The sequence below is a fragment of the Aliidiomarina quisquiliarum genome, from assembly GCF_023922585.1.
GTDB lineage: Bacteria > Pseudomonadota > Gammaproteobacteria > Enterobacterales > Alteromonadaceae > Aliidiomarina > Aliidiomarina quisquiliarum.
Window position 1 is genome coordinate 86,000 of the sequence record NZ_JAMFTN010000052.1, and the last position, 22,170, is coordinate 108,169.

At 46.6% G+C, this 22,170-nt stretch carries 21 protein-coding genes; 14 read left to right on the forward strand and 7 right to left on the reverse strand.

All coding sequences use genetic code 11. The annotated features are described in order from the left end of the window. Window positions 1-34: 34 nt before the first annotated feature. From M1L23_RS13980 to trhA, 7 genes are all read left to right on the forward strand, one after another. Complete coding sequence (locus M1L23_RS13980) at window positions 35-955, forward strand: virulence factor BrkB family protein (RefSeq protein WP_252628052.1); 921 nt, start codon at window positions 35-37, stop codon at window positions 953-955. Then, window positions 952-1,401, forward strand: coding sequence for a D-aminoacyl-tRNA deacylase (gene dtd, locus M1L23_RS13985; protein ID WP_252628053.1), 450 nt, complete (start codon window positions 952-954; stop codon window positions 1,399-1,401). Before M1L23_RS13980 ends, dtd begins: the two co-directional genes overlap by 4 nt. Before the next feature lie 34 nt (window positions 1,402-1,435). Then, complete coding sequence (locus tag M1L23_RS13990; protein WP_252628054.1) at window positions 1,436-1,690, forward strand: hypothetical protein; 255 nt, start codon at window positions 1,436-1,438, stop codon at window positions 1,688-1,690. Window positions 1,691-1,808: 118 nt separating this feature from the next. Continuing rightward, complete coding sequence (locus M1L23_RS13995; RefSeq protein WP_252628055.1) at window positions 1,809-2,978, forward strand: efflux RND transporter periplasmic adaptor subunit; 1,170 nt, start codon at window positions 1,809-1,811, stop codon at window positions 2,976-2,978. After that, the gene (locus M1L23_RS14000; protein WP_252628056.1) at window positions 2,975-6,118 is read left to right on the forward strand and encodes an efflux RND transporter permease subunit; all 3,144 of its coding nucleotides are present in this window, start codon (window positions 2,975-2,977) and stop codon (window positions 6,116-6,118) included. The genes M1L23_RS13995 and M1L23_RS14000 overlap by 4 nt, the downstream gene beginning before the upstream one ends. 62 nt (window positions 6,119-6,180) lie before the next feature. Further along, complete coding sequence (locus M1L23_RS14005) at window positions 6,181-6,453, forward strand: DUF3081 family protein (protein ID WP_252628057.1); 273 nt, start codon at window positions 6,181-6,183, stop codon at window positions 6,451-6,453. A 39-nt stretch (window positions 6,454-6,492) separates the two neighbouring features. Further along, a complete protein-coding gene (gene trhA / locus M1L23_RS14010) occupies window positions 6,493-7,143 on the forward strand; it encodes a PAQR family membrane homeostasis protein TrhA (protein ID WP_252628058.1) in 651 nt (216 codons plus the stop codon). On the opposite strand, the gene M1L23_RS14015 is transcribed toward trhA, so the two are convergent. After that, window positions 7,124-7,945 carry a hypothetical protein gene (locus M1L23_RS14015; RefSeq protein ID WP_252628059.1) on the reverse strand — a complete coding sequence of 274 codons (822 nt, stop codon included), beginning with the start codon at window positions 7,943-7,945 and terminating at the stop codon, window positions 7,124-7,126. The two genes, trhA and M1L23_RS14015, sit on opposite strands and share 20 nt — an antisense overlap. A 171-nt stretch (window positions 7,946-8,116) precedes the next feature. Here M1L23_RS14015 and M1L23_RS14020 point away from each other — a divergent pair, with 171 nt between their 5' ends. Both M1L23_RS14020 and M1L23_RS14025 read left to right on the forward strand, forming a co-directional pair. Continuing rightward, window positions 8,117-8,680 (forward strand): cytochrome b, encoded by a 564-nt coding sequence (locus M1L23_RS14020; protein ID WP_252628060.1) that lies wholly within the window; start codon window positions 8,117-8,119, stop codon window positions 8,678-8,680. Between the two features lie 40 nt (window positions 8,681-8,720). Further along, entirely contained in the window at window positions 8,721-9,296 is a 576-nt protein-coding gene (locus tag M1L23_RS14025) for a YceI family protein (RefSeq protein ID WP_252628061.1), read from the forward strand. 77 nt (window positions 9,297-9,373) lie between these two features. On the opposite strand, the gene typA is transcribed toward M1L23_RS14025, so the two are convergent. After that, complete coding sequence (typA, locus tag M1L23_RS14030; protein ID WP_252628062.1) at window positions 9,374-11,200, reverse strand: translational GTPase TypA; 1,827 nt, start codon at window positions 11,198-11,200, stop codon at window positions 9,374-9,376. 287 nt (window positions 11,201-11,487) lie between these two features. Between typA and glnA the strand changes: the two genes are divergently transcribed. From glnA to M1L23_RS14050, 4 genes are all read left to right on the forward strand, one after another. Beyond that, a complete protein-coding gene (glnA, locus tag M1L23_RS14035; protein WP_252628063.1) occupies window positions 11,488-12,897 on the forward strand; it encodes a glutamate--ammonia ligase in 1,410 nt (469 codons plus the stop codon). A gap of 95 nt (window positions 12,898-12,992) precedes the next feature. Continuing rightward, entirely contained in the window at window positions 12,993-13,694 is a 702-nt protein-coding gene (locus tag M1L23_RS14040) for a response regulator (protein ID WP_252628064.1), read from the forward strand. 21 nt (window positions 13,695-13,715) lie between these two features. Beyond that, window positions 13,716-15,092 carry a sensor histidine kinase gene (locus tag M1L23_RS14045; protein ID WP_252628065.1) on the forward strand — a complete coding sequence of 459 codons (1,377 nt, stop codon included), beginning with the start codon at window positions 13,716-13,718 and terminating at the stop codon, window positions 15,090-15,092. A gap of 22 nt (window positions 15,093-15,114) precedes the next feature. Beyond that, window positions 15,115-16,155, forward strand: coding sequence for an alpha/beta fold hydrolase (locus tag M1L23_RS14050; protein WP_252628066.1), 1,041 nt, complete (start codon window positions 15,115-15,117; stop codon window positions 16,153-16,155). Window positions 16,156-16,232: 77 nt separating this feature from the next. On the opposite strand, the gene M1L23_RS14055 is transcribed toward M1L23_RS14050, so the two are convergent. Continuing rightward, on the reverse strand, window positions 16,233-16,697 hold the full coding sequence (locus M1L23_RS14055; protein WP_252628067.1) for a tRNA (cytidine(34)-2'-O)-methyltransferase: 465 nt from the start codon (window positions 16,695-16,697) through the stop codon (window positions 16,233-16,235). A gap of 183 nt (window positions 16,698-16,880) precedes the next feature. Here M1L23_RS14055 and M1L23_RS14060 point away from each other — a divergent pair, with 183 nt between their 5' ends. Continuing rightward, window positions 16,881-18,533: a type 1 glutamine amidotransferase family protein gene (locus tag M1L23_RS14060; RefSeq protein ID WP_252628068.1), complete on the forward strand. Its 1,653-nt coding sequence runs from the start codon at window positions 16,881-16,883 to the stop codon at window positions 18,531-18,533. 13 nt (window positions 18,534-18,546) lie between these two features. On the opposite strand, the gene M1L23_RS14065 is transcribed toward M1L23_RS14060, so the two are convergent. The 4 genes from M1L23_RS14065 to M1L23_RS14080 form a co-directional block, all read right to left on the reverse strand. Then, window positions 18,547-20,406: a lipoprotein N-acyltransferase Lnb domain-containing protein gene (locus M1L23_RS14065; RefSeq protein WP_252628069.1), complete on the reverse strand. Its 1,860-nt coding sequence runs from the start codon at window positions 20,404-20,406 to the stop codon at window positions 18,547-18,549. Window positions 20,407-20,478: 72 nt separating this feature from the next. Continuing rightward, the gene (locus tag M1L23_RS14070; protein WP_252628070.1) at window positions 20,479-20,967 is read right to left on the reverse strand and encodes a DUF3015 family protein; all 489 of its coding nucleotides are present in this window, start codon (window positions 20,965-20,967) and stop codon (window positions 20,479-20,481) included. A gap of 99 nt (window positions 20,968-21,066) precedes the next feature. Further along, window positions 21,067-21,780 carry a DUF799 domain-containing protein gene (locus M1L23_RS14075; protein ID WP_252628071.1) on the reverse strand — a complete coding sequence of 238 codons (714 nt, stop codon included), beginning with the start codon at window positions 21,778-21,780 and terminating at the stop codon, window positions 21,067-21,069. Further along, window positions 21,773-22,165 carry a DUF4810 domain-containing protein gene (locus M1L23_RS14080; protein WP_252628072.1) on the reverse strand — a complete coding sequence of 131 codons (393 nt, stop codon included), beginning with the start codon at window positions 22,163-22,165 and terminating at the stop codon, window positions 21,773-21,775. Before M1L23_RS14080 ends, M1L23_RS14075 begins: the two co-directional genes overlap by 8 nt. Window positions 22,166-22,170: the final 5 nt, after the last annotated feature.

The window sequence follows — 22,170 nt, forward strand, 5'->3', positions numbered from 1 at the left end:
AGCCTAACGTTAATAGTATCGACAAGGAATTGCGATGACAAAAAGGCAAGAAGCAGTTGAACAGGCTTGGAGCAAAATAAAGCTAGGCTACGGCCATGTTTGGGCATTCTCAAAACATTTTTTAAAACGCTGCTTAAAAGACCGAGTTAACGTTACCGCTGGGCATCTTACCTATGTGTCTTTGTTGTCGTTAGTGCCATTGTTGGCCGTGGTGTTTGCCATGTTTGCAGCTTTTCCAATGTTTGCCGAGCTGCGTGAACAGGTACAGGAAATGTTGCTGTCGAACCTAATACCAACCAGTGGCGACGCTATTACCAACTATTTAGAAGGGTTTGTAGAAAACGCCAACCAAATGACAGCCGTAGGGGCGGTGTTCTTATTTGTGGTGGCGTTGTTGTTAATGTCGGCTATCGACAAGTCGATGAACACCATTTGGCGTGTTGAACAACGCCGGCGAATGATTATTTCGTTAGCCGTATATTGGATGATTCTAACCCTAGGCCCAGTGTTGGTGGGGGTGAGTATTGCAGCGAGTTCTTATTTATTAAGCCCAGAGGTGTTTGGCGCAGACTACTTAGGCGGCATGCAGTCGTTTTTGCTACGAGTATTGCCGCTTACTTCTACCTTTATCGCTTTTTTACTGCTGTATGTAACAGTACCTAACCGCGTGGTAAAAGTGCGCCATGCTATATGGGGGGCATTACTTGCGGCCGTTTTATTTGAGACCGCCAAAAATGGCTTTCAAATTTACTTGCAATACTTTCCAACCTACCAGCTTATTTATGGCGCCTTAGCTACCATACCTATTATGATTGTTTGGATTTACTTGTCGTGGAATATTATTTTAATTGGGGCCGAGCTAGCGGCTAGTATTGAAGAGTATTTGCATGAACCAAGCGAAGCAATGCCGATAGAAGAAACAGCAGCAAATGACGAACAGGATCAAAAAGAATGATAGGTTTAATTCAGCGCGTTAGTTCGGCGCAGGTTATAGTCGATAACGAAGCCGTTGCGACTATCGGGCCGGGTATATTGGTTTTACTTGGCGTTGAGCATGGCGACACTGACGAAAAAGCCCAGCGCCTTGCAGCGCGTATTGTTGGCTATCGAATATTTGCCGATAATGACAATAAAATGAATTTAGACGTGCGAGATATCAGTGGCGAAGTGTTAGTTGTGTCGCAATTTACCTTAGCAGCCGACACGCAAAAAGGCCGCCGCCCAAGCTTTTCTTCGGCCGCAACACCGAGTGAAGCCGAGCGCCTGTATGAAGTGTTTTGCCAAGCTATGCGCAGCGCAGGTGAAGCGTACAATGTGGGCGTACAAACGGGCCAATTTGCTGCCGACATGCAAGTGCACTTGGTTAACAACGGTCCAGTTACTTTCCAACTAAAAACCTAACCGTAAAGGTTAAACAATAATAAAGGCAAAGCGTATGAACTATTTAATTTGTGTAATATTGCCGCCCTACGGAATTTGGTTAAGCGGCTACCGAAAGCAAGCAATGCTTAGCTTACCTATGTACATGCTAGCCATAACACTGCTTTACGTTGCCTTTAATGGCGGGCCACCTGGCAGTTACGTGGCAGGGCCAGTTATTTATGTGGTGGCTATTATTCATGCGTTTATTTTTACCCACCGCTACTACCAAAAGGTAACGGGGAAAATACACCCGCATGAAAATCAATAAGCTTTAAAGCAGTAAAATAGGGCTGAAAAGCCCGTAAATGTACTGTAAAAGCCACTTATATTTATCTGCCGTGGGTAGAATTGGGTCAACTTAATAGACTCAAAGGCAGGACTACGGCATGAAGCCACTTTCATTACAGCAGCTACCTACGGTGTTAAGCGTGCTTTTTGCAGCGTTTTTTATATCGGCCTGCGCGGCAGAAGAAGCCCAAGAATTAGAAGCGCCCAAGCGACCATTACCACGCGTATTTGCGGTTACTGTTGCGGCTGAAAACCTTGAAATTGAACGCTCTTTTTCGGCTCGTACAGAAGGCTCTATGGTTGCAGCAGTTACTGCACGAGCTGGTGGGCAAATAGAATCACGCGAGTTTAAAGAAGGCCAACTAGTACCAGCCGGTACAGTTATGTTTCGGTTAGAAAAAGCCCCCTACGAAGTTACCCTGCAGCAAGCCAAAGCCGACTTAAGCCAAGCGGAAGCTGAGCATGCTACCGCCCGCCGTGATTGGAATCGGGTTATGAACCTGTACGACGATGGTGCTATTTCTGCTCGCGATCGCGACCAAGCCCAGTCAAAGCTAGAAATAACCGCCGCCGGTTTAGAAAGTACTCGTGCCCGCCTCGACGATGCCTCGTTACGCTATAACTATACTGAAGTGAAAGCGCCAATTACTGGAATTGCTAGCCGCGAACGAGTGTCGGTGGGTAACGTTATTGGTGAAGGTGACAGCCTAGCCGTTGTTACCGCCATGGACCCACTGTATGTGCGCTTTTCAGTGCCAGAAAACGGTGTAGCGGCGCGCTATTTATTGGCCAATTCATCGCTTACCGCTGTTACCGACCCTACTCAAGAAGTAAGCCCAGCCGAGCCTCATGAACACAATGTGCGCTTAAGCTTTGCCGACGGCCGCGAGCATTCAAGCCGTGGTTATATCGACTATGTTAGCCGCGTGGTTGATCGTAATACCGGTAACATGGAAGCCCGAGCGGTTATTCCAAACCCCAACTTAGACTTATTACCAGGGCAATTTGTACGGGTAGAGCTGCCTAAAATTGTGGTAGCCGATGCCATTTCAGTACCACAACGCTCGGTAGTGCAATCTGGCCGTCGCTCAGTGGTTTATATTGTTGACGAAGAAGACCGCGTGCGGGTACGCGAAGTTACTTTAGGTGTACGAGTAGACAACGAACAGCTGATTGAAGACGGCTTGGCCAACGGTGATCGAGTGATTGTGGAAGGTCTTTCAATGCTTCAACCTGGCGCACGGGTGCGGGTGGAGGATTTTGAATGATAGCCAAGCATTTTATCGAGCGCCCAGTCTTAGCTGGGGTGCTGTCGATTTTGATTGTGTTGGCGGGGCTTATGGCCCTACGTATGTTGCCGGTGCAGCAGTACCCACAAATTGTACCGCCGCAAGTTAAAATTTCTGCTAGCTATTCAGGTGCCACTGCTGAAGCCGCATCGCAAGCGGTTGCTTCGCCATTAGAACTGTATATTAATGGCGTGGAAAACATGCTGTATATGACCTCGTCGGCCGACTCATCGGGCAGCGTTAGCATAACCGTAGTGTTTGAAGTTGGCACCGACATAGACCAAGCCGCCATCGACGTCGACTCCGCTGTGCAACGGGCGCTGTCGCGGCTACCGGAAGAAACCCAGCGCAGCGGCATTCGAATTAGTAAAGAGTCGAGTGCTATTTTAAAAATTGTTTCCATGCGCTCGCCCGACGGCAGTCGTGACTCTTTATTTCTAAATAACTATTCGAACCTAACCGTACAAGACGAATTAAGCCGCATTAATGGCGTGGCCAGCGTAACCTATTTTGGCTCGAAAACTTACGCCATGCGTATTTGGTTACGGCCTGATCAGCTTGCAGACTACGGCCTTACCCCTGCCGATGTAAATAAAGCGGTTAAAGAACAAAATGGTATGTATGCGGCCGGGCTATTTGGTGCCGCCCCGAACCCAGAAAATGCGCAAGAACTGACTTTACCTATTGGCACCGAAGGTCGTTTTTCTACGGTTAGCGAATTTGAAAATATTATTCTACATGCCGACGACAACGGCGCTGTAGTGCGCTTGTCCGACGTGGCCCGCGTTGAATTGGGTGCCAGCATTTACGACTTCGACGCCATTCAAAATGGTGAAACAGTAGTACCCATGGGTATTGTGTTACGGCCAGGTGCCAACGCCTTAGAGGTGTCGAAAGAAGTAGACGCCGTAATGGAACGCATGAGCCGGAGTTTTCCTTCTGGGGTCGACTATTCCATTTCTTTTGACACCACCGAATTTGTAAAGGTGTCGATAGAGCAAGTTATTCTTACGCTGTTTCAAGCTTTAGTGTTGGTTATTGCGGTTATTTATTTATTTTTGCAAAGCTGGCGCGCCACTCTTATTCCTTTATTGGCCATTCCTGTTTCGCTTATCGGTGCCTTTGCGGGCATGTATGTATTCGGTTTTTCATTGAACCTGCTTACTTTACTGGCCTTGGTATTAGCCATAGGCATTGTGGTAGACGACGCCATTGTGGTGTTGGAAAACGTGGCACGGTTAATGACCGAAGAAAACTTGTCACCGAAAGAAGCCGCTGTGAAAGCCATGCAAGAAGTGTCGGGCCCTATTGTCACTATGGTGTTGGTGCTTACGGCGGTGTTTGTACCGGTGGCGTTTTTAGGTGGTTTAGCAGGGGTTATGTACCAACAGTTTGCCTTAACCATTGCAATTTCGGTAATTATTTCTGGCTTTGTGGCGTTAACCTTAGCCCCAGCTTTATGTGCCGCTTTACTTGAACAACGGCCAAGCAAACCACCCGTGTTATTGCAAAAGTTTAATAGGCTTTTTGACCGTTTAACCATACGTTATACCGAAGGTGTGCGCTTTATGCTGCGCCGTACCGGTATGGCAACGATAATTTTTGCCGGCGTTATTGCTATTTCCTTTGGTATATTTAAACACTTGCCCAGTGGCTTAGTACCCGACGAAGACCAAGGTTATGTGCTGGTGTCGCATCGTTTACAAGAAGGAGCTTCGCTTGATCGTACCCAACGCTTTTCAGTGGGTTGGAACGAACAATTACGCAATGAAAGTATGGTAGCCAACACCCTTACCTTTATTGGTTACGACTTAGTAAATGGTGGCCGCAAAGCCAACGTAGGGGCCAGTTTTGTTACCTTAAAGGCTTGGAACCAGCGTAAGGCTGCGGGCCAAAGTAGCTATGAATTTGCCGAGCAGGTGAACGAACTGGGTGAAGACTACCCCGAAGCAACTATTCGTGCGTTTAACCCGCCGCCTATTTCAGGTATTTCTACCACAGGTGGTATTGAAGGTTACATGGCTATTATTGCCGACGGTAGCGACGAAGAACTAGCCATTCACATGGAGCAAGTGGTAGCAATGGCCAACCAACGGCCCGAATTAAGAAACGTACGCACAACTTTGCGTATGGACATTCCCCGTTATACAGCTTATGTGGATCGCGAACGAGCCAAAACCATAGGCGTGAATATTGACGAAATATTCGCCGCCATGAACTCGGTGTTTGGGCGAAAGTATATTAACGACTTTAACTACTTAGGCCGTGCTTGGCGGGTATATATGTCGGCCGAATCTGCTTACCGAGAAAGCCCAGAAAAGCTTTCTGAAGTATTTGTGCGTTCGAAAAAAGGCGACATGGTACCCATAAACTCAGTCATTCAAGTGCAACGTACTACCGGGCCAGACTCTATCGACCGTTATAACAGCAGGCCAGCTGCGCGCCTATTAGGTGAGCCTGCCCCTGGTTTTAGTACTGGGCAAGCCATGTTGGCGTTAGAAGAAGTGGTAGCTAGCATAGAAACTTCGTTACATAGCGAAGAGCCTAAATATCAGCTGTTTTGGACCGGCTCGTCGCGCCAAGAGCGTGAAGGCGGTGCCGCGGCAGGGCTAGCGTTTGGCTTTGCAATTTTAATGATTTTCTTATTGTTAGCAGCCCAGTATGAACGCTGGACTCTACCGCTGGCGGTTTTAACCGCGATACCTTTTGCGGTGTTTGGGGCGGTGGTTGCCACTTGGCTACTTGGTTTACAAAACAATATTTATTTCCAAGTGGGATTATTGGTACTGATTGGCTTAGCCGCTAAAAATGCCATACTAATTGTTGAATTTGCTGCCATGAACCGTAAGCAAGGCTTGTCGATTACAGCTTCAGCCCTGACTGCCTGCCGACAGCGTTTCCGGCCAATACTAATGACCTCGCTGGCATTTATTTTAGGTGCTGCACCTTTAGTGGTTGGCTCGGGTGCGGGCTCTGCAGCACGGCAAGCCGTAGGAGTTACTGTAGTAGGTGGTATGCTAGTGGCTACTTTTATTTCTATATTTTTCATTCCCGTGTTCTACATGTGGATAGAAAAACAACTGCTGAAACTAAAGCTAAAACGCCAGCGTAGCTTGTAACCTGTGCTGCTGAGTGTCATAACTAGGTAGGTAGTTTTGTATAACCAACTTAGGGAAACAAAATGCAAACTGACATAAACGCACGGCTAATTTTGGCCGTGTTTGAAAAAATAACCCGCTTAGGCGCAGCAACTAAAAAAGACGGTGAAACAACGCACCACCTAGACGGTATTACCGCTTACTCCGACTTCGACGGCTACACCGTGTACCTAGAAGACGACGAAGTAAAAGTATATACGGGCTTTCACAACACCTTTCGGGTAAATTCCGACAGTGCACGTGCTACAGAAAACTTTCTTCGCAAAATGCAGTATATTGAGTCGAATTATGATTGAATGCAGCATAACTAATTTAGCGGCGAGTTTGCAGCAACAATGACAAATAAAAATTACACACTCGGTGAAGAAATAGCACATTCCGTAACCCACGGAATTGGCGCTTTGCTTGGGGTTGCAGCCTTAATCATTATGGTGTGGTATGGGTTAACCGAAGGCACCGTTTGGCATTTAGTAAGTGGCATAATTTATGGCACATCACTTATTCTGCTTTATATGGCCTCAACCTTATACCACGCCATTACCAATCCCCGGGCCAAAAAAGCATTTCAGCTAATGGACCATGCTGCAATATTTTTGTTGATAGCAGGCACTTACACGCCATTTTTATTAGTGAACCTACGCGGCCCTTGGGGTTGGAGTTTGTTTATTATTATCTGGAGCATAGCCATTGGCGGCGTATTCTTAGAAACCATGAAAAAAGAGCGTGTTAAGTGGCTCTCGCTCACCTTGTATTTAGGCTTAGGCTGGATGGCGTTAGTGGCTATGAAGCCCATGTTGGAATTAGTAGACAGCTTCGCACTATTACTATTATTAGCTGGCGGCTTAAGTTACTCCTTCGGGGTTATTTTTTATGTACGCAAGCAAATGCTTTACCACCACGCAATTTGGCATGTGTTTGTACTTGCGGGTAGCGTGTTGCACTTTTTTGCGGTGCTTATAGGAGTATTTACTGGCAATAATAGCTAATAGTGCAAAGTTGAGCGGTATCGCAGCGCATGTTAGAACTACATTGCTTGTCGTTTTGATTAAAATAGTAACGAAGGAACCTATTTAAATCATCTGCTTCACGAGAGTGAACGTGTGAGAAATCAGCACCAGTGTTATAAATAGTACCGTGATAGTTAGTACACTGGGTGCCCTCTAGCTTGCAGACACTGTTATAGCTATTGAAGCCTGAAAGTATAAACTTTACCTCACCCTGACTAAGTTCTTCGATATAGTCGGGGTCACTCATAGGATCAAAGGCTTTATCAACAAGTTTATAACCAAGGGCCTGAACAACACTTTTAATAAAAACCTGACGCAACGAGCTACTTTGGTTGGGTATGGATTTTATTTCTGTGCATTGGTTATTGTCGTCACAACAAACTTGCTTAGTAGGGTCGCATGGCTCTGGTATGTGAGTAATGTAAGAATAAAAAGAACTTGCTTTTACAGCTTCACGAAACGTTGTTAAATATAAAGTAATAAAATCATGCTGGGAGAGGCTGCATAAATAGCCATCGCCATTACAGTTGGCGGAGAAATCAAAATCGCTGTGAACTGTGGTGTTGGTTGCTTTATGAACCACTCGTTTAACTAAAAATGACTGCTCGCCAAGCTGAGGACTATTGAAATAAAGAGTTTGTTGTTGCCGAGTATAGGCAGCAGCACAGGAATTATCACTTTGGCCTGGTTGGTAATCGAGGCAGGTGTCAGCACGTGTTGGGGATGAAATAGAAAAGAAAGAGAATATCAGGGTAAGAAAAAAGGATTGTTTTAACGTCATCAGATTAACATCCTAGCCTTTGTTTAAATTTTGTTATTTAAAATGGTATCAATATGAGCTTTGTGTGTCAAGAAAGGCTCTTTTGTTAATTTGCTAATGTACTTATATTATTCAAGTCGTTATCGTAGCTGTCTCTATAATAAGTAAGGCATCAACAAATAAGGGATTAGTATGCGCATTAAAAACTCACCATCTGCTTATGGCTTAGTGAGCATCATCTTGCACTGGCTGATCGCCATTGTCGTGCTAGGTATGTTTGCCTTAGGTTATTGGATGGTGGACTTAGGTTATTACAATCCTTGGTACCACAAAGCCCCTGCACTACATAAAAGCATAGGGGTGGTTTTATTTGCCCTATTGGCATTTCGAGTTATATGGCGCTTTACGAACCAACCTGTACAGCCAGTAGCCAGCCATAGCCCTTGGGTACGAACAGGGGCTAAAATTGCCCACCTGCTCATGTATGTGATGTTATTCACTATTGTTTTTTCAGGCTACTTAATTTCAACCGCCGACGGCGCGGGTGTTTTAGTGTTTGGTTTGTTTGAGGTACCAGCAACCTTGCAGGGGTTGCCTGATCAGGCCGACCTTGCCGGGTTTATTCATAAATACGTGGCTTGGGCGCTTATGGTTACGGTGTTTATTCATGCTGTAGCAGCGCTTAAACACCACTGGTTTGAAGGCGACGAAACCTTAGTGCGAATGTTTGGTAAACGTGCTCGCAAACCAAAATAAAAAGATAAACTACCAGAACTTTATTAATAAGGACGTAATTATGTTAAAAAAACTATTCACTAGTGTTGTTATAGGCAGTTTGTTTTTAGCAGGCGCTGCATCAGCCGCCGACTATAAAGTAGACATTGAAGGCCAGCATGCCTTTGTACAATTTAAAGTGAACCACCTCGGCTTTAGCTGGATGTACGGCACTTTTAAAGACTTCGACGGAACCTTTAGCTACGACGCAGCCAAACCTGAAGACAGCAAAGTAAACATTGTGATTAAAACCAACAGTGTCGACACTAACCATGCAGAGCGCGATAAGCATTTGCGTGGGCCAGACTTTTTAAATACCAGAAAGCACCCTGAAGCTACTTTTGCGTCTAAGTCGGTGCAAGTAACGGGTGAAGGTACTATGGATGTTAGCGGCGACTTAACTTTCAACGGTGTAACCAAGCCGGTGGTTATTAAAGTGACTAAAACCGGTGAAGGCCAAGACCCTTGGGGCGGCTACCGCACTGGTTTTGAAGGCAGTATGAGCATTCAGTTAAAAGACTTTAATGTGAAAATGGACCTAGGCCCAGCCACTCAAACCGTTGAGTTTATGCTTTCATTGGAAGGCGTGCGCTTATAATTTTTAACAATGAACTTACGGCAGATAAAAAAAGGGAGCGACATGTCGCTCCCTTTTTTATTTTGCTGATTTAACAATTAAGTAGCTGAACGTGCCGCACGCTTTCTGTCGTTTTCGGTCAGTAACTTCTTACGTACGCGAATCGACTTCGGTGTTACTTCTACCAATTCGTCGTTATCAATAAACTCAAGCGCTTGCTCTAAGCTGTAACGAATAGGTGGCGACAGTACCTGTGCTTCGTCGGTACCTGAAGCACGTACGTTGGTGTGTGGTTTGCCTTTAATACAGTTCACGGTTAAGTCGTTTGAACGGTTGTTTATACCAATAATTTGGCCTTCATAAACATCGTCACCATGGGCAGTAAACAAACGGCCACGCTCTTGTAAAGCAAACAGTGAGTGCGTTAACGCTTTACCTTGGCTGTTTGAAATCATGGTGCCGTTCACACGTTGGCCAATACGACCACCTTTGTGTGGGCCATAATGATCAAACGAGTGATAAATTAAACCAGTACCCGAGGTTAAGCTCATGTATTCTGTTTGGAAACCAATTAAACCACGGCTTGGAACGGTAAAGTCGATACGTACACGGCCTTTACCGTCTGGAATCATATTGGTCATTTCAGCTTTACGCGTACCTAAAGCTTCCATTACCTGACCTTGGTGCACTTCTTCAATATCAACGGTTAAGGTTTCAAACGGTTCGTGAGTTACACCGTCTACTTCGCGTAAAATAACTTCTGGGCGTGACACGGCCAGTTCAAAGCCTTCACGGCGCATATTTTCAATTAATATACTTAGGTGTAGTTCACCACGGCCAGAAACGCGGAAGCGATCCGGGTTGTCGGTGTTTTCAACACGCAAAGCTACGTTATGTACCAGCTCTTGCTGTAACCGCTCAAGAATTTGGCGCGAGGTGACAAACTTACCTTCTTTGCCTGCAAATGGCGAAGTGTTAACTTGGAAAGTCATGGTAACTGTAGGCTCGTCAACGCGTAATGGTGGCAATGCTTCCACCGCCTCTACAGCACAAACAGTATCAGAAATTTTAAGTTCGCCAAGACCCGTTATCGCACAAATGTCGCCAGCATGAGACGACTCAACTTCGCTGCGATCAAGACCAAGGTAACCAAACACGTCACCAACACGGCCGGTGCGGCGAGTACCATCGGTGCTTACAATAACAACTTGTTGGTTCGACTTAATGGTACCGCGAGTAATACGGCCAATACCAATAACACCCACATAGCTTGAATAGTCGAGCTGGGAAATTTGTAATTGCAATGGGCCGTTAATGTCGGCGGCCGGCGCAGGTACCTTGTCAATAATAGTTTGGAACAGTGGGTCCATGTTACCACTGCGGGCTTCAGAGTCTTCGCTGGCGTAGCCATTTAAAGCCGACGCATAAATAATTGGGAAGTCTAACTGTTCGTCGGTTGCACCTAAGTTATCGAACAAGTCGAATACTTGGTCAACAACCCAGTCGGCACGTGCGCCTGGGCGGTCAATTTTATTTACCACAACAATTGGCTTTAAGCCGTGGTCGAAGGCTTTTTGGGTTACGAAGCGGGTTTGTGGCATAGGGCCGTCAACTGCGTCAACCACAAGAATAACCGAGTCTGCCATCGACAGAACGCGCTCTACCTCACCACCAAAGTCGGCGTGACCTGGGGTGTCAAGAATGTTGATATGGTAGTCATTCCAGTTAATGGCTGTATTCTTAGCAAGAATAGTAATACCACGCTCTTTCTCGATATCGCCAGAGTCCATAACACGGTCTTCAGCAGGGCCGCGGCTTTCAAGCGTGCCGGAAAGCTGTAGAAGTTTGTCAACTAAGGTAGTTTTACCATGGTCAACGTGGGCGATAATCGCGATATTGCGTAGCTTTTGAATATCTTTAGACATAACTGGGAGTTTCAACCTCAAAGTGAGAGTGCCACAACGACGAAAAACACGGCGCTGGGGCACGAAGGGCGCATATTATACGCCTTTTGTGCTCAAAATTAAAGCGAAACTATGTTAAATGCACGCACAAATTGTATTGCTTCGTTGTTGCTGCCTGGAAACTGACAGCAGGCAGGAAAACTCTATTTTTTTTTACCAAGCAGATGCGCATTAATTGTTAATAAGTCATACTGTGGCTGTGTTTGTGGGTTCACAGCATAAATTAAAAAAACTAACCGGAGGCCGTCATGTCTGTTGAGACAGTGATGAATATAATTGAAGAAAAGAATGTGCGCTTTGTTGATTTACGTTTCACCGACACAAAGGGAAAAGAGCAACACTTAACCATTCCCGTGTCGCAAATTGACGAAGATTTCTTTGAAGACGGCCGCATGTTTGACGGCTCGTCGATGGCGGGTTGGAAAGGTATTAGCGAATCAGACATGGTGTTGCTGCCAGACCCAAGTACGGCAGTAATAGACCCTTTTTCAGAGCTAACCACGCTTATTCTCCGTTGTTCAATTTTAGAACCCGACACTCGCCAAGGCTACGACCGCGACCCACGTTCTATTGCGCAGCGTGCAGAAGCATATTTAATTTCAACCGGTATTGCCGACACGGCTTTGTTTGGACCAGAACCAGAGTTTTTCTTGTTCGACGATGTACGTTTTAAAACAGATATGAGTGGCTCGTTCTACAAAATTGATGACCGCGAAGCAAAGTGGAACTCTGATCGTGAATATGTCGACGGTAACCAAGGCCACCGACCTAGCGTAAAAGGTGGTTATTTTCCAGTACCACCGGTTGACTCGTCGTACGACTTACGCTGCTTAATGTCTGAAACCATGGAAGAAATGGGCTTGGTGGTTGAAGCGCATCACCATGAAGTGGCAACGGCTGGTCAAAACGAAGTCGCCACACGGTTTAATACCCTAACGGCGAAAGCAGACGAAATTCAGGTGTTTAAATATGTGGTTCACAACGTGGCCCATGCCTACGGCAAAACCGCCACCTTTATGCCAAAGCCTTTAGTGGGTGATAATGGCTCGGGCATGCATGTGCACATGTCGTTAGCAAAAGATGGCAAAAATATTTTTGCCGGCGACAAATATGGCGGGCTATCTGAACTAGCGCTTTATTATATTGGCGGTGTTATTAAACACGCCCGAGCACTGAACGCTTTTACTAACCCAGCTACAAACTCGTATAAACGCCTAGTGCCAGGCTTTGAAGCTCCAGTTATGCTGGCTTATTCAGCACGTAACCGGTCTGCTTCCATTCGTATTCCGCTGGTGGCAAACCCAAAAGGACGTCGCATTGAAGCCCGCTTCCCCGACGCAGTAGCAAACCCTTATCTGGCTTTTACCGCGTTAATGATGGCTGGGCTCGATGGTATTCAAAATAAAATTCATCCGGGCGATGCCATGGACAAAGACTTGTACGACTTACCCGCTGAAGAAGCAAAAGAAATACCAACGGTGGCTACATCATTAGAAGAGGCGCTCGATTGCCTTGAACAAGATCGTGAGTTTTTAACCCGCGGTGGGGTGATGAGCAACGACATGATCGACGCATACATCGGTATTAAGCGTAAAGAAGTAGAGCTATTGAATAAAACCACCCATCCAATAGAATTTGACTTGTACTACAGCTGCTAGGTACTCGACGAACGTAAAGATAGGGGAAAGGCTGTCTATAATTGTTACGGTCGTCTTTACACTAGCTGTTCATAGTCAGCAAAGAGGAAACGATTGTGGCAAATATACTTTTGGTCGATGACGACGTAGAGCTAGGCAACATGTTACAGGAAGTGGTTCGCCGTGAAGGTTGGAAGCTGTCTGTACGGCACGACGGTAAAGAAGGTTTGAAAGCTGCTATTGAAGCGTCTTGGGACCTTATTTTACTAGACATTATGCTGCCTGAAATAGACGGTTTACAGGTACTTAAGCAATTGCGCCAAAGCAGCGTTGAAACCCCTATTCTTATGCTTACCGCCCGAGGTGACAACGTTGACCGTGTGGTAGGTTTAGAACTAGGCGCCGACGATTACTTGCCAAAACCTTTTTACTCGCGTGAACTGGTGGCGCGTATTCGTGCGCTTATGCGCCGCAGTGCCCGCAGTAACGATGAAATTGCCGACGTACGGCTAATTCGCTTTGCAGGCTTTGAGTTAGACATGCATGAAGCCGACGCCAGTTGCGACGGTGTGGCGCTTACTTTAACGCCAACTGAATTTGAAGTATTACGCCAGCTCGCTACCCACCATGGCCAGTTAGTTACTAAAGAAAGCTTATCGATGCAGGTGCTTGGGCGCCAGCTTGGCCCGTTCGACCGCTCGCTCGACGTACATATCAGTAATATTCGCAAAAAACTACCGAGTAATCCTGAGCGTATTGAAACCGTTCGTGGTCGGGGCTATCGTATGGTTGAAACAGCAACGAAGCAGCCACAATGAAAGGCATAATTAAGAGCCATTATGATTAGGAACCCTAAAACACGCTGGTATCAATCGCTAACAATTCGATTGCTGGCGTTGTTCTGGTTCCTGCTCTTAGGGGCGTCCACTGCGGCACTGTATGGGGCCTACTACTTTACCCAGCCCACTCCTGCTGAGCCCTTAGCAGAAGACTTCGAACGCTCCTTGCCTCCTGTATTTGAAGCGGCACTTGGCTCTGGGTTATTGCAGCCTGGCCGCTTGCTAGTAGGTGAATACCGTGTCATGGCACGATTAGACGACACCGCTTTAGAGCCCACATTTGCACCAGCTTTACACCCCGATTACATAGGCTATATATTAAGGTTGTTCGAAGAGCCTGAAGCACAACAAGTACCCGTGGGCGATAAAATGCTTGCAGGGCCATTCACCATCGACAATGCCTTTATTATTGTTGCCAGGCCATTATTGGCTAATGAAATGGGCGACCTGGCCGCAAAGCACGACCAAGACTGGCTACCCCGCGTAGTGTGGTTAAGCGTTGGTTTTTCAGGTTTTGGGGCATTAATTCTAGGCCTTTGGTTTGTTAGGCCGCTACGAAAATTACGTAATGCCACCCGCGAAATTGCCGAAGGCGCAGCCCGCCCTAATTTAGGCCGCTTACCTAAACGTCGCGACGAACTGGGCGAATTAGCACGTACTTTAAGTATTACAGCGATTGAATTGGCCACTTCGCGTAATGCTCAGCGCCGTTTACTGAGCGACGTTTCGCATGAATTACGCTCACCCTTAGCCCGATCACAAATAGCCCTCGACTTACTTGGCGATGTAACCGAAACCATTCGTGACAACCCCAATTACCGCCAAATTGAAAAAGACATTTATCGCCTTGGCACTATTATTGACAGTATTTTATGGTTGTCGCGGTTGGAAAATGGGCTCGACGAGCCGGTTCGGCAAAGCGTTGAGCTGATGCCTTTATTTGAAGACATAAAAGCGGATTTAGGTTATGCCCAAGCTAAGTGGGAAGAACGCTTACAATTGCCAACCAACCCGCTACCTGAAATGTATACCGACCCCGTGTTGTTACGTTTAGTGTTAGAAAACTTAATTCGTAATGGTTTTCAGTACGGGCCTGAACAGGGCATTGTGTATTTAACCGCTGAAGAAGTAACCCACGCCAAGGGCAAAGCATTACAAATGGTGGTGCGCGACGAAGGCCCAGGTGTAGACGAATCAAAATTAAAGCAATTGTTTAAACCCTTTTTCCGCGCCGACCCTTCGCGCCACCATGGTGCCGGCGTTGGCCTAGGACTGGCAATTTGCCAGCGCGCCACACGTGTATTGGGCGGCGAATTAACAGCAAAAAACCATCCGCAAGGTGGCCTGTTGGCCACTCTAACAGTGCCCTTAAAGTGAATGTTTAAAGGACAGAAAACATATGGTTACGGAAACCAGCACGTTAGCAGCCCAACTCCAAACTTGGTTAAATAGTCGGCCAGCTGATACGGACACTGCTTGGACAACTTGGTCTGAAACAGGGCTTGCTGAATTTTGGCAACATACCGAACACTTGGAATTTGAAACTGCCGATGGTGTGCGGGTGTGTTACTGCGTTTGGGCACAAGCCGAGCCTGCCCCGTGGGTGGTTATTAGCCCAGGGCGCGTAGAGGCTTACGTAAAATACCAAGAAGTAGCACTTGAATGGGCAGCAAAAGGTTTTTCAGTGGCCATTATTGATCATCGCGGGCAAGGTTACTCCGATCGCCTTACCGAACGCCATGATCAAGGTCATGTCGAACATTTTAACCACTATATCGATGACTTTGCACAGTTTATGGCAGTAATAGCACCAAGAATAGGCAAGCAAAGCGCTTATTTACTCGGCCATTCAATGGGCGGAGCTATTGCTGCTTTATACATGGCGCAACATGGGCAAAATAAACCGCCTTTCCCATTTAAAGCGTTGGCCTTAAATGCTCCTATGACAGGTATTCACACTAATCCTTGGCCGCCAAGCATAGGCAAAGCCATAGTGCGTTTAGGTGCGTGGCTAAACCGCAAGTTTGCCGCCAAAAATCCTGGTTACTTTATAGGCATGGGTGATTACGTTGAACTGCCATTTGCAGGAAATGATCTTACCAGTAGCGCAGCCCGCTACCGCTTCTTTGCAAAACTATACCAAAACCAGCCGCTTATTCGCGTAGGCGGCCCAACATGGCAGTGGCTAAGTGAGTCGCTGCGGGCCATGGCGTTGTTGCCGAAAGTTGCGCCACGTATTGAAATACCCGTACTTATTTTGCAAGCCAGTGCCGATCAAATAGTAACGGCCGAATCGCAACAGCATTTTTTTACTTTACTTAAGCATGAAAAAAGTCAGTTATTACCTATAGCAGGTGCGCAGCACGAAATACTGATGGAAACCGACCGTCTACGCCAACCCGCCATCACCGCCATTCAGCAATTTTTTGGGGTCAGATGAAGCTTTTTCAGCTGCTTTAGCGTATTTAGTGGCCTACAGCGCTTGGGGTCAGAACCAACTATTTAGTTAGAAAACAGCTAAACAGCGCCGTTAAAGTCTATTTGTCGCCAGGCCTCGTAACTGACAAGGGCTACTGCGTTGGACAAATTAAGCGAACGGCTATTTGGCATCATAGGAATGAGCAAGCGGTTGTTAGGGGTAATTTGTGCCATAACGTTTTCAGGTAAGCCGCATGTTTCAGAGCCAAACAGTAATACGTCACCAGCATGAAAGGTAACCTTTGTATAATGTTGGCTACCTTTGGTAGTAATCGCGAACATGCGGTGGTGGCTAAATTTCTCTGCAAAGGAAGTAAAATTAGGGTAGCGTTTCACACGGCTTAAATCGTGGTAATCGAGCCCCGCACGGCGAAGTTTTTTTTCTTCAAAGTCAAAACCCAAGGGCTCAATAAGATGTAGAAAACAGCCATTGTTGGCTATTAATCGGATAATATTACCGGTGTTAGCAGGCATAACCGGGTTGTGAAGCACGATATGAAACATGTTGGTTTCCGTAGGCTCTATTGTTGAATTGCATCGTTGTTACAGCACAGTGAACGCAATTGTAACGCATAGTAAGCCAGGTTTTTTGAAATTTTAGCGTATTGTTGCTGTCTTAAATTTATCAGCAAAGTATTCGGTGGGTTTGCTTTGGTTAGTGAATAAAGCTGCCACAACAGGAGAAGTATGATGAAGTCCCTCATTCCAGTTATTTTTGGTGCTGCCATTGCCTCAGTAGCTATGACTCACAGCGGCACCGTGCGTGCTGAAAACTTATATAATCTAATGATGATTGGCAGCGAGCTAGAAGTTTGCTCCAGCTTGCAAAGCGATCGCTGTATGTCGACCAGCTGGATTAAAGCCAATGACATGCGCACCACTCGCTTGTTTCAATTAAGCGACGTGCGCCGTAAAGAAGCCACCCGTAGCTCTATTTGGCCACAGCAGCGTGAAGAAATACGGGCGCAGCTAGCCACCGCACTGGAAGAGCTAGCCACCTATTTTGGTCGTGGGGTTGTGTCTGAACATCGTTTTGTTGAACGGTTACGTTCACGAGCCTATCAAACCTTACTTATGCAGTTGTCGGAAGCGGAATATCAGCGGCTGCTCGATAACCTGGAATTACGCCACACAGATGGTGTGCAAGAAGTGGCAAACTTAGCGCAAAGCCCAGCCACAACGCGCGACATGGTTGAAGAGTTCGTGGCCATGTTGAAACCGTTGGCACAAACTAAAAAGCCTCGAATTACCTTAGTAACAGCAGCCGCCCGAAATTCGTACGACCCCATTGAACGCTATACTGGTATTTTTGAACAGGCCGGGGCAGAAGTTACTTGGCTACCAGTAGACGCTGTAGTAGCCCGCGCCCAAGCCGAAGGTAAATGTACTGAGCTAGAGTCGTTACGCCGCGACATGCAAGGTAACTATGATCGCGATCGGGTGAACCCTGCACGCCATGAGCAACAGCTAAAATATTGCACTAGCGATACTGCTTGGGAAGACATGCTAGGCCGTTCCCATGGGGTGTTTTTTGTTGACGGTCGCGCCGACAATTTACGCGACGCCTTTATTGTAGACCAAGAGCCAACCCGCTTAATGCGCGTTATGCTTGGCCGCTACATGCAAGGCAGTTTAATTATTGGTGCAGAAGGCCATGCCAGTGCAGCATTAGTAACAGGCAACATGATCACCAACGGAACCAGCCGTGAAGCACTAGCTAGTGGTGCTCATGCCCGTAAAGCGCCGCCGGAAATGTGCGACCTAGACGCCAGCTGCCCCCGCGACTTAGGCCCCAACAGCGTTACTTATGAAGCCCTTGGTGGGTTAAGCTTTTTTGGTTTTGGGGTGGTTGACACCAATATGTCACAGGCTGGTCGGCAAATACGCATGATGCGCGTTGCTCAAACAACGGGCACCCCGCTTGCCATTGGAATTGATGGCAACACCGCCTTACAAGTAAATACGGCCCAAGGCTATTTTCGTGTAATAGGCGATGAAGGCATATTTGTGAACGAAGGTGCACAAGGCACCGACACATTGTTGGCAGGAACCTTCCACTATATGCGCCATGGCTCTAGCGGCAAAATTAGTCGCCAAGGGGTTACAGATATTCACTTAGCGGAACTACCAAGCCGTCGGCAAGAATCGTTAACCATACGTTTTCTCGACGACACCGGCATTTACGACAACCTAGGCACCTTGTGTAGCCGTGGTGAGTCGCGCTTACTGCAAGACAAAGCAGAGTTGATTATGCAAACCAATGACAGCAGTACCGTGTCGAATGTGTTAGGTCGCTGCCAGGTGGTAAATGCGGTGTTGGGTGTGGCGCTAAACGATTAGCGCCAAGCTGCTATTACCAATACCAACTATAACCGATGCCTGCCTCGGCACCATAACGGTCTGAGGCAAGGTGTAGGCGTATGTCACTTTCACGGCTAAGTTGGTAACGATGTTGCAACCGTAGCTCGGTACTACGGCCAAGTTCCCCTTGAAACGCATTGTTATGGCTCACCGTTAAATAGCTGCTTTGTTGTTCACTCCACATACGAAACATACCCGCATTTAATGTAAGTGCTAAAAACCCATCTTGGTAAGCGGTGGTGCGCAGCTGTGCACCCACTAGGGCAAAGGGCACCCAGCCATTATAAAAGTCAGACCAACCTACATTTAATTCGGCACTGGTGTCTAAACAGTTATTACAAGCCAGCGAGCGATTACCAACCCCAAGCTTCATTTGCCAAGCTAAAGCGCGCACTTCATGTAACGGCGTGCGCTTTGGATTTAAGTTCGTTACGTCGAGTATTTGCAAATGGTGCAGGCGCACATCGTGACCGGTTACATCAAGCTCTACGCGGCCTATTTCAAGCCCAGCATAAGGCATGCGGGAATTATTACCCTGTAATATGTCGTAATGCATAGGGCGAAAGCTTAAGCGCAGCGCAGTGTCGCGTTGCGAAGCCGCAATAGCAGTGGTGCGAAGCATGCTCGAAGGCGTGGCTTGTTCAATAGGTGCAGGTACTTCGGTTACTTTGAAAGCAGGGCTGGTAGGCAGCTGTAAACGAGCTAACAGTGCGGTTTGGCGCAACGCCGCAATATTCAGTTCCGAATTGTTTTCTTCTAGGGTAATGAGGTGGCTTAAAATAACGTCTACTACAGGGCCACGATCCGTCGTGGAAAGCCTACGAAATCGTGGGTGGGCAAAGTTCAATGTGTTGGGATCTTGCCAGACATCTTCTAAAGCACCTTGCTGCTCAGCTGAAAGCTGGTGAAAGTGCTGTTCGGTTTGGTAACGGCGCGAAGGCTTATGCATACGCGAGCGCACGACCGGCTGGCCGTTATAAGTTGCATTACTTAAATGAATCATAACTTGTTCAGGAGCTACCCAAGGCATTGACGACTCCGTTAATTCGGCATCAATCACCAGTTCCAGAGTGCGAGCAATACGCGAAGCACAGTTTTCATTCAAAAATAGGTAATCGAATTTTTGGCCAAGCACTTCCCACATATGAGCAATTAAAAAGGCGCGATCGGCTTCACTAAAAGCAAATTCGTAATGCCACATATCACGCATTTCCGACTCGCTATAAATGTCGGTATTACGGAAGAAAGGCACATTTGAATAACGCGCCTGATAGCCGCCCACTAGGCCTTTTACTATGTAAGGCACAATGCCGTCGCCGCTGGTGTCGGCACCAAAATTCAGGCTAGTGTCTAGTAGTTGAATAGGGTTTTGATCTTGGCTTACGCTACCAAGGTGCAACAACATATGGCCAAAGAACGAAGCAGGGTTGCCCATATAGCCTGAAGCGAATACTACCCCAACTTCATTATGCTGGCGCTGCTTCAGCCAAGTGTCACGCTCGGTACAAGTCGCATTCACAGGTGTAACCACACCCTGCTGTGCGAGCCACATGGCCCGTGCGGGAAACTTACAACTGGCATGGCTACCATCACCAGGGTCGGGTAACTCTAAAGCAGCAATAGTCGCGTTCAGTTCAGCACTTAGGTTGTAGCGGCCTTCGGAACTTAAAAAGAACGCTTCGTCGGCAACGGCACTATAGGCAGCACCAAAGGTGGGCTGTTGATCAAAGTGCAAAAGCTTAAGCCAAGTACGCTGCTCAGCAAGTAGCGTGCTAGGTGTAGAGCCGGAGAATGCAAAAGTGGGAAAGTGAAACAATAAGAAGAATAATGGGAAAACAACAAAGCGCAGCATTAGTTAACTCAGCCAGACATGACAATAATAGAAAACGGCGGACCTTGTCCGCCGTTGGGAATGGCTAATCTATTATGCGCCGCAGCTTACTGCAACATTTTCTAAGCTTGAGTAAAAGCTATAGGCTTTGTCTGCATGAGGCATTGTGGCGTAATTGTCTGAAGCAACAGTAGTATTTAAGTCAGCACGAAGAGCACTAACGGTTTCTTCCGTTGCATTACAACCCACTAAATTCAATACGGCGTTTAAGTGCTCGCCAGAACCTTGTGCTGTTTCCATGGTTAACTGATCATACGAAGAATCGATCAATAGCGCCGTAGTTACTAGGTTGGTATTACAGGTGTCTGGGCTGGCTGTTGCAGAAATAACGGCCGTAGTACCTAAGTCCCAGATAATGTTAGAAATGGCAGAAGCAACGCCGTGGTCAGGAAATACCATTGCACCAATACCACAATGCTGCCAAGGGTTAACACCCGCGACTTGTGCTGATGCTGGTGTAGGAGTTAGAGCTACCCCACCTACTAATGCGCTAGCAACAAGAGCCATGCTCAACTTTTTCATTTTTGAAATCCTTTTTATTGTTCGTAAGTGTAGTGAACGTTTAGTGTAGATTGAATGGAAACATTTTGTAATTAGTTTGTAAGTGAAATTATTTGCCTTTTATTCACTACCTTCAGTAGTGGTGCTTGTGTTTTTATCAATCAGTTCATAATAAGCATTGTAATATGGGCTGTGTGGGCCTGGTGGCAAGCCGCGACGGTAATTATAAAATGCCTGGTGGTTGGCTTGACGAGTTAAAGGTAAGTAGTTTGGCGATGCACGTTCAATTGCTGCAGAAATAGCACCAGCAATAAGATCTGCCAATGGATTTCCTGAATTACCGCCGTCCGGGGTATAGGTTAGCTTCTGTCTTGCGGTCCACAATACATCACCAGAATTGCTTTTTAAGGTGTACTCAAAGTCAACGACAGTGGTTGTTTTTAGTAATAAATATTTAGCATCCCATTCATGAATGGTGACATACAACACTGTGTCGGCACCAAATAATTCCGTTAAGCTACTCGTTGGGGCCGCGTGCACTTCAGCCGGTTCATAGTAGCCTTCTGCTTCGAGTAATGTTTTTACCGTATTCACAGGAAACACATAATAACCGCGTTCGCCTAGAGTAATAGGCAAGGTTGCAAGTACCGAGGTTGGCGCCATTACATCAATGGTTTCGTTATTAACCGGCACTACTAAAATAGAAGTAGGCTTATTATTAAGTACTGCTGCTAAAAACTCAGTATCAGGGCCCGACGGCGTAGTTTGGCACGCAGTCAATGTCATTAATAAAACACTTATGGCAGTTATATTACGAAGTAATTTATTAATCATTTTGTGCGCCCTCACTATTTACAGACTTGTCCATATTGTTGCGTGACTTAAGGTTAGAAACTAAAACGTCCATTAGTGGTTTACTTTCTGGCCAGTTATTAGCTTCAAGCTCATAAAAGTGAATGGCTTGTTGAATGTTCCCTTGGTGAAACATGAAAGTGCCTGCTTCGGCGTATAAACCCGGACCAAAACGTAAATTATGCTTGGGGGTCGACTGAATAAACGCTAAATACTCGGTTAGTTCAGCTTCTCGAGCCTCGGGCTCATGAAAGTTGGCAAACAAGGCGTCTTCGTAATTGCCCCAAGCGTATAGCGACTTAGGAGTGGTTTGGCAGCCAGCCAGCATAACTAAGGTGATGCTTATTAGAATTGTTTTTTTGATCACAAAAG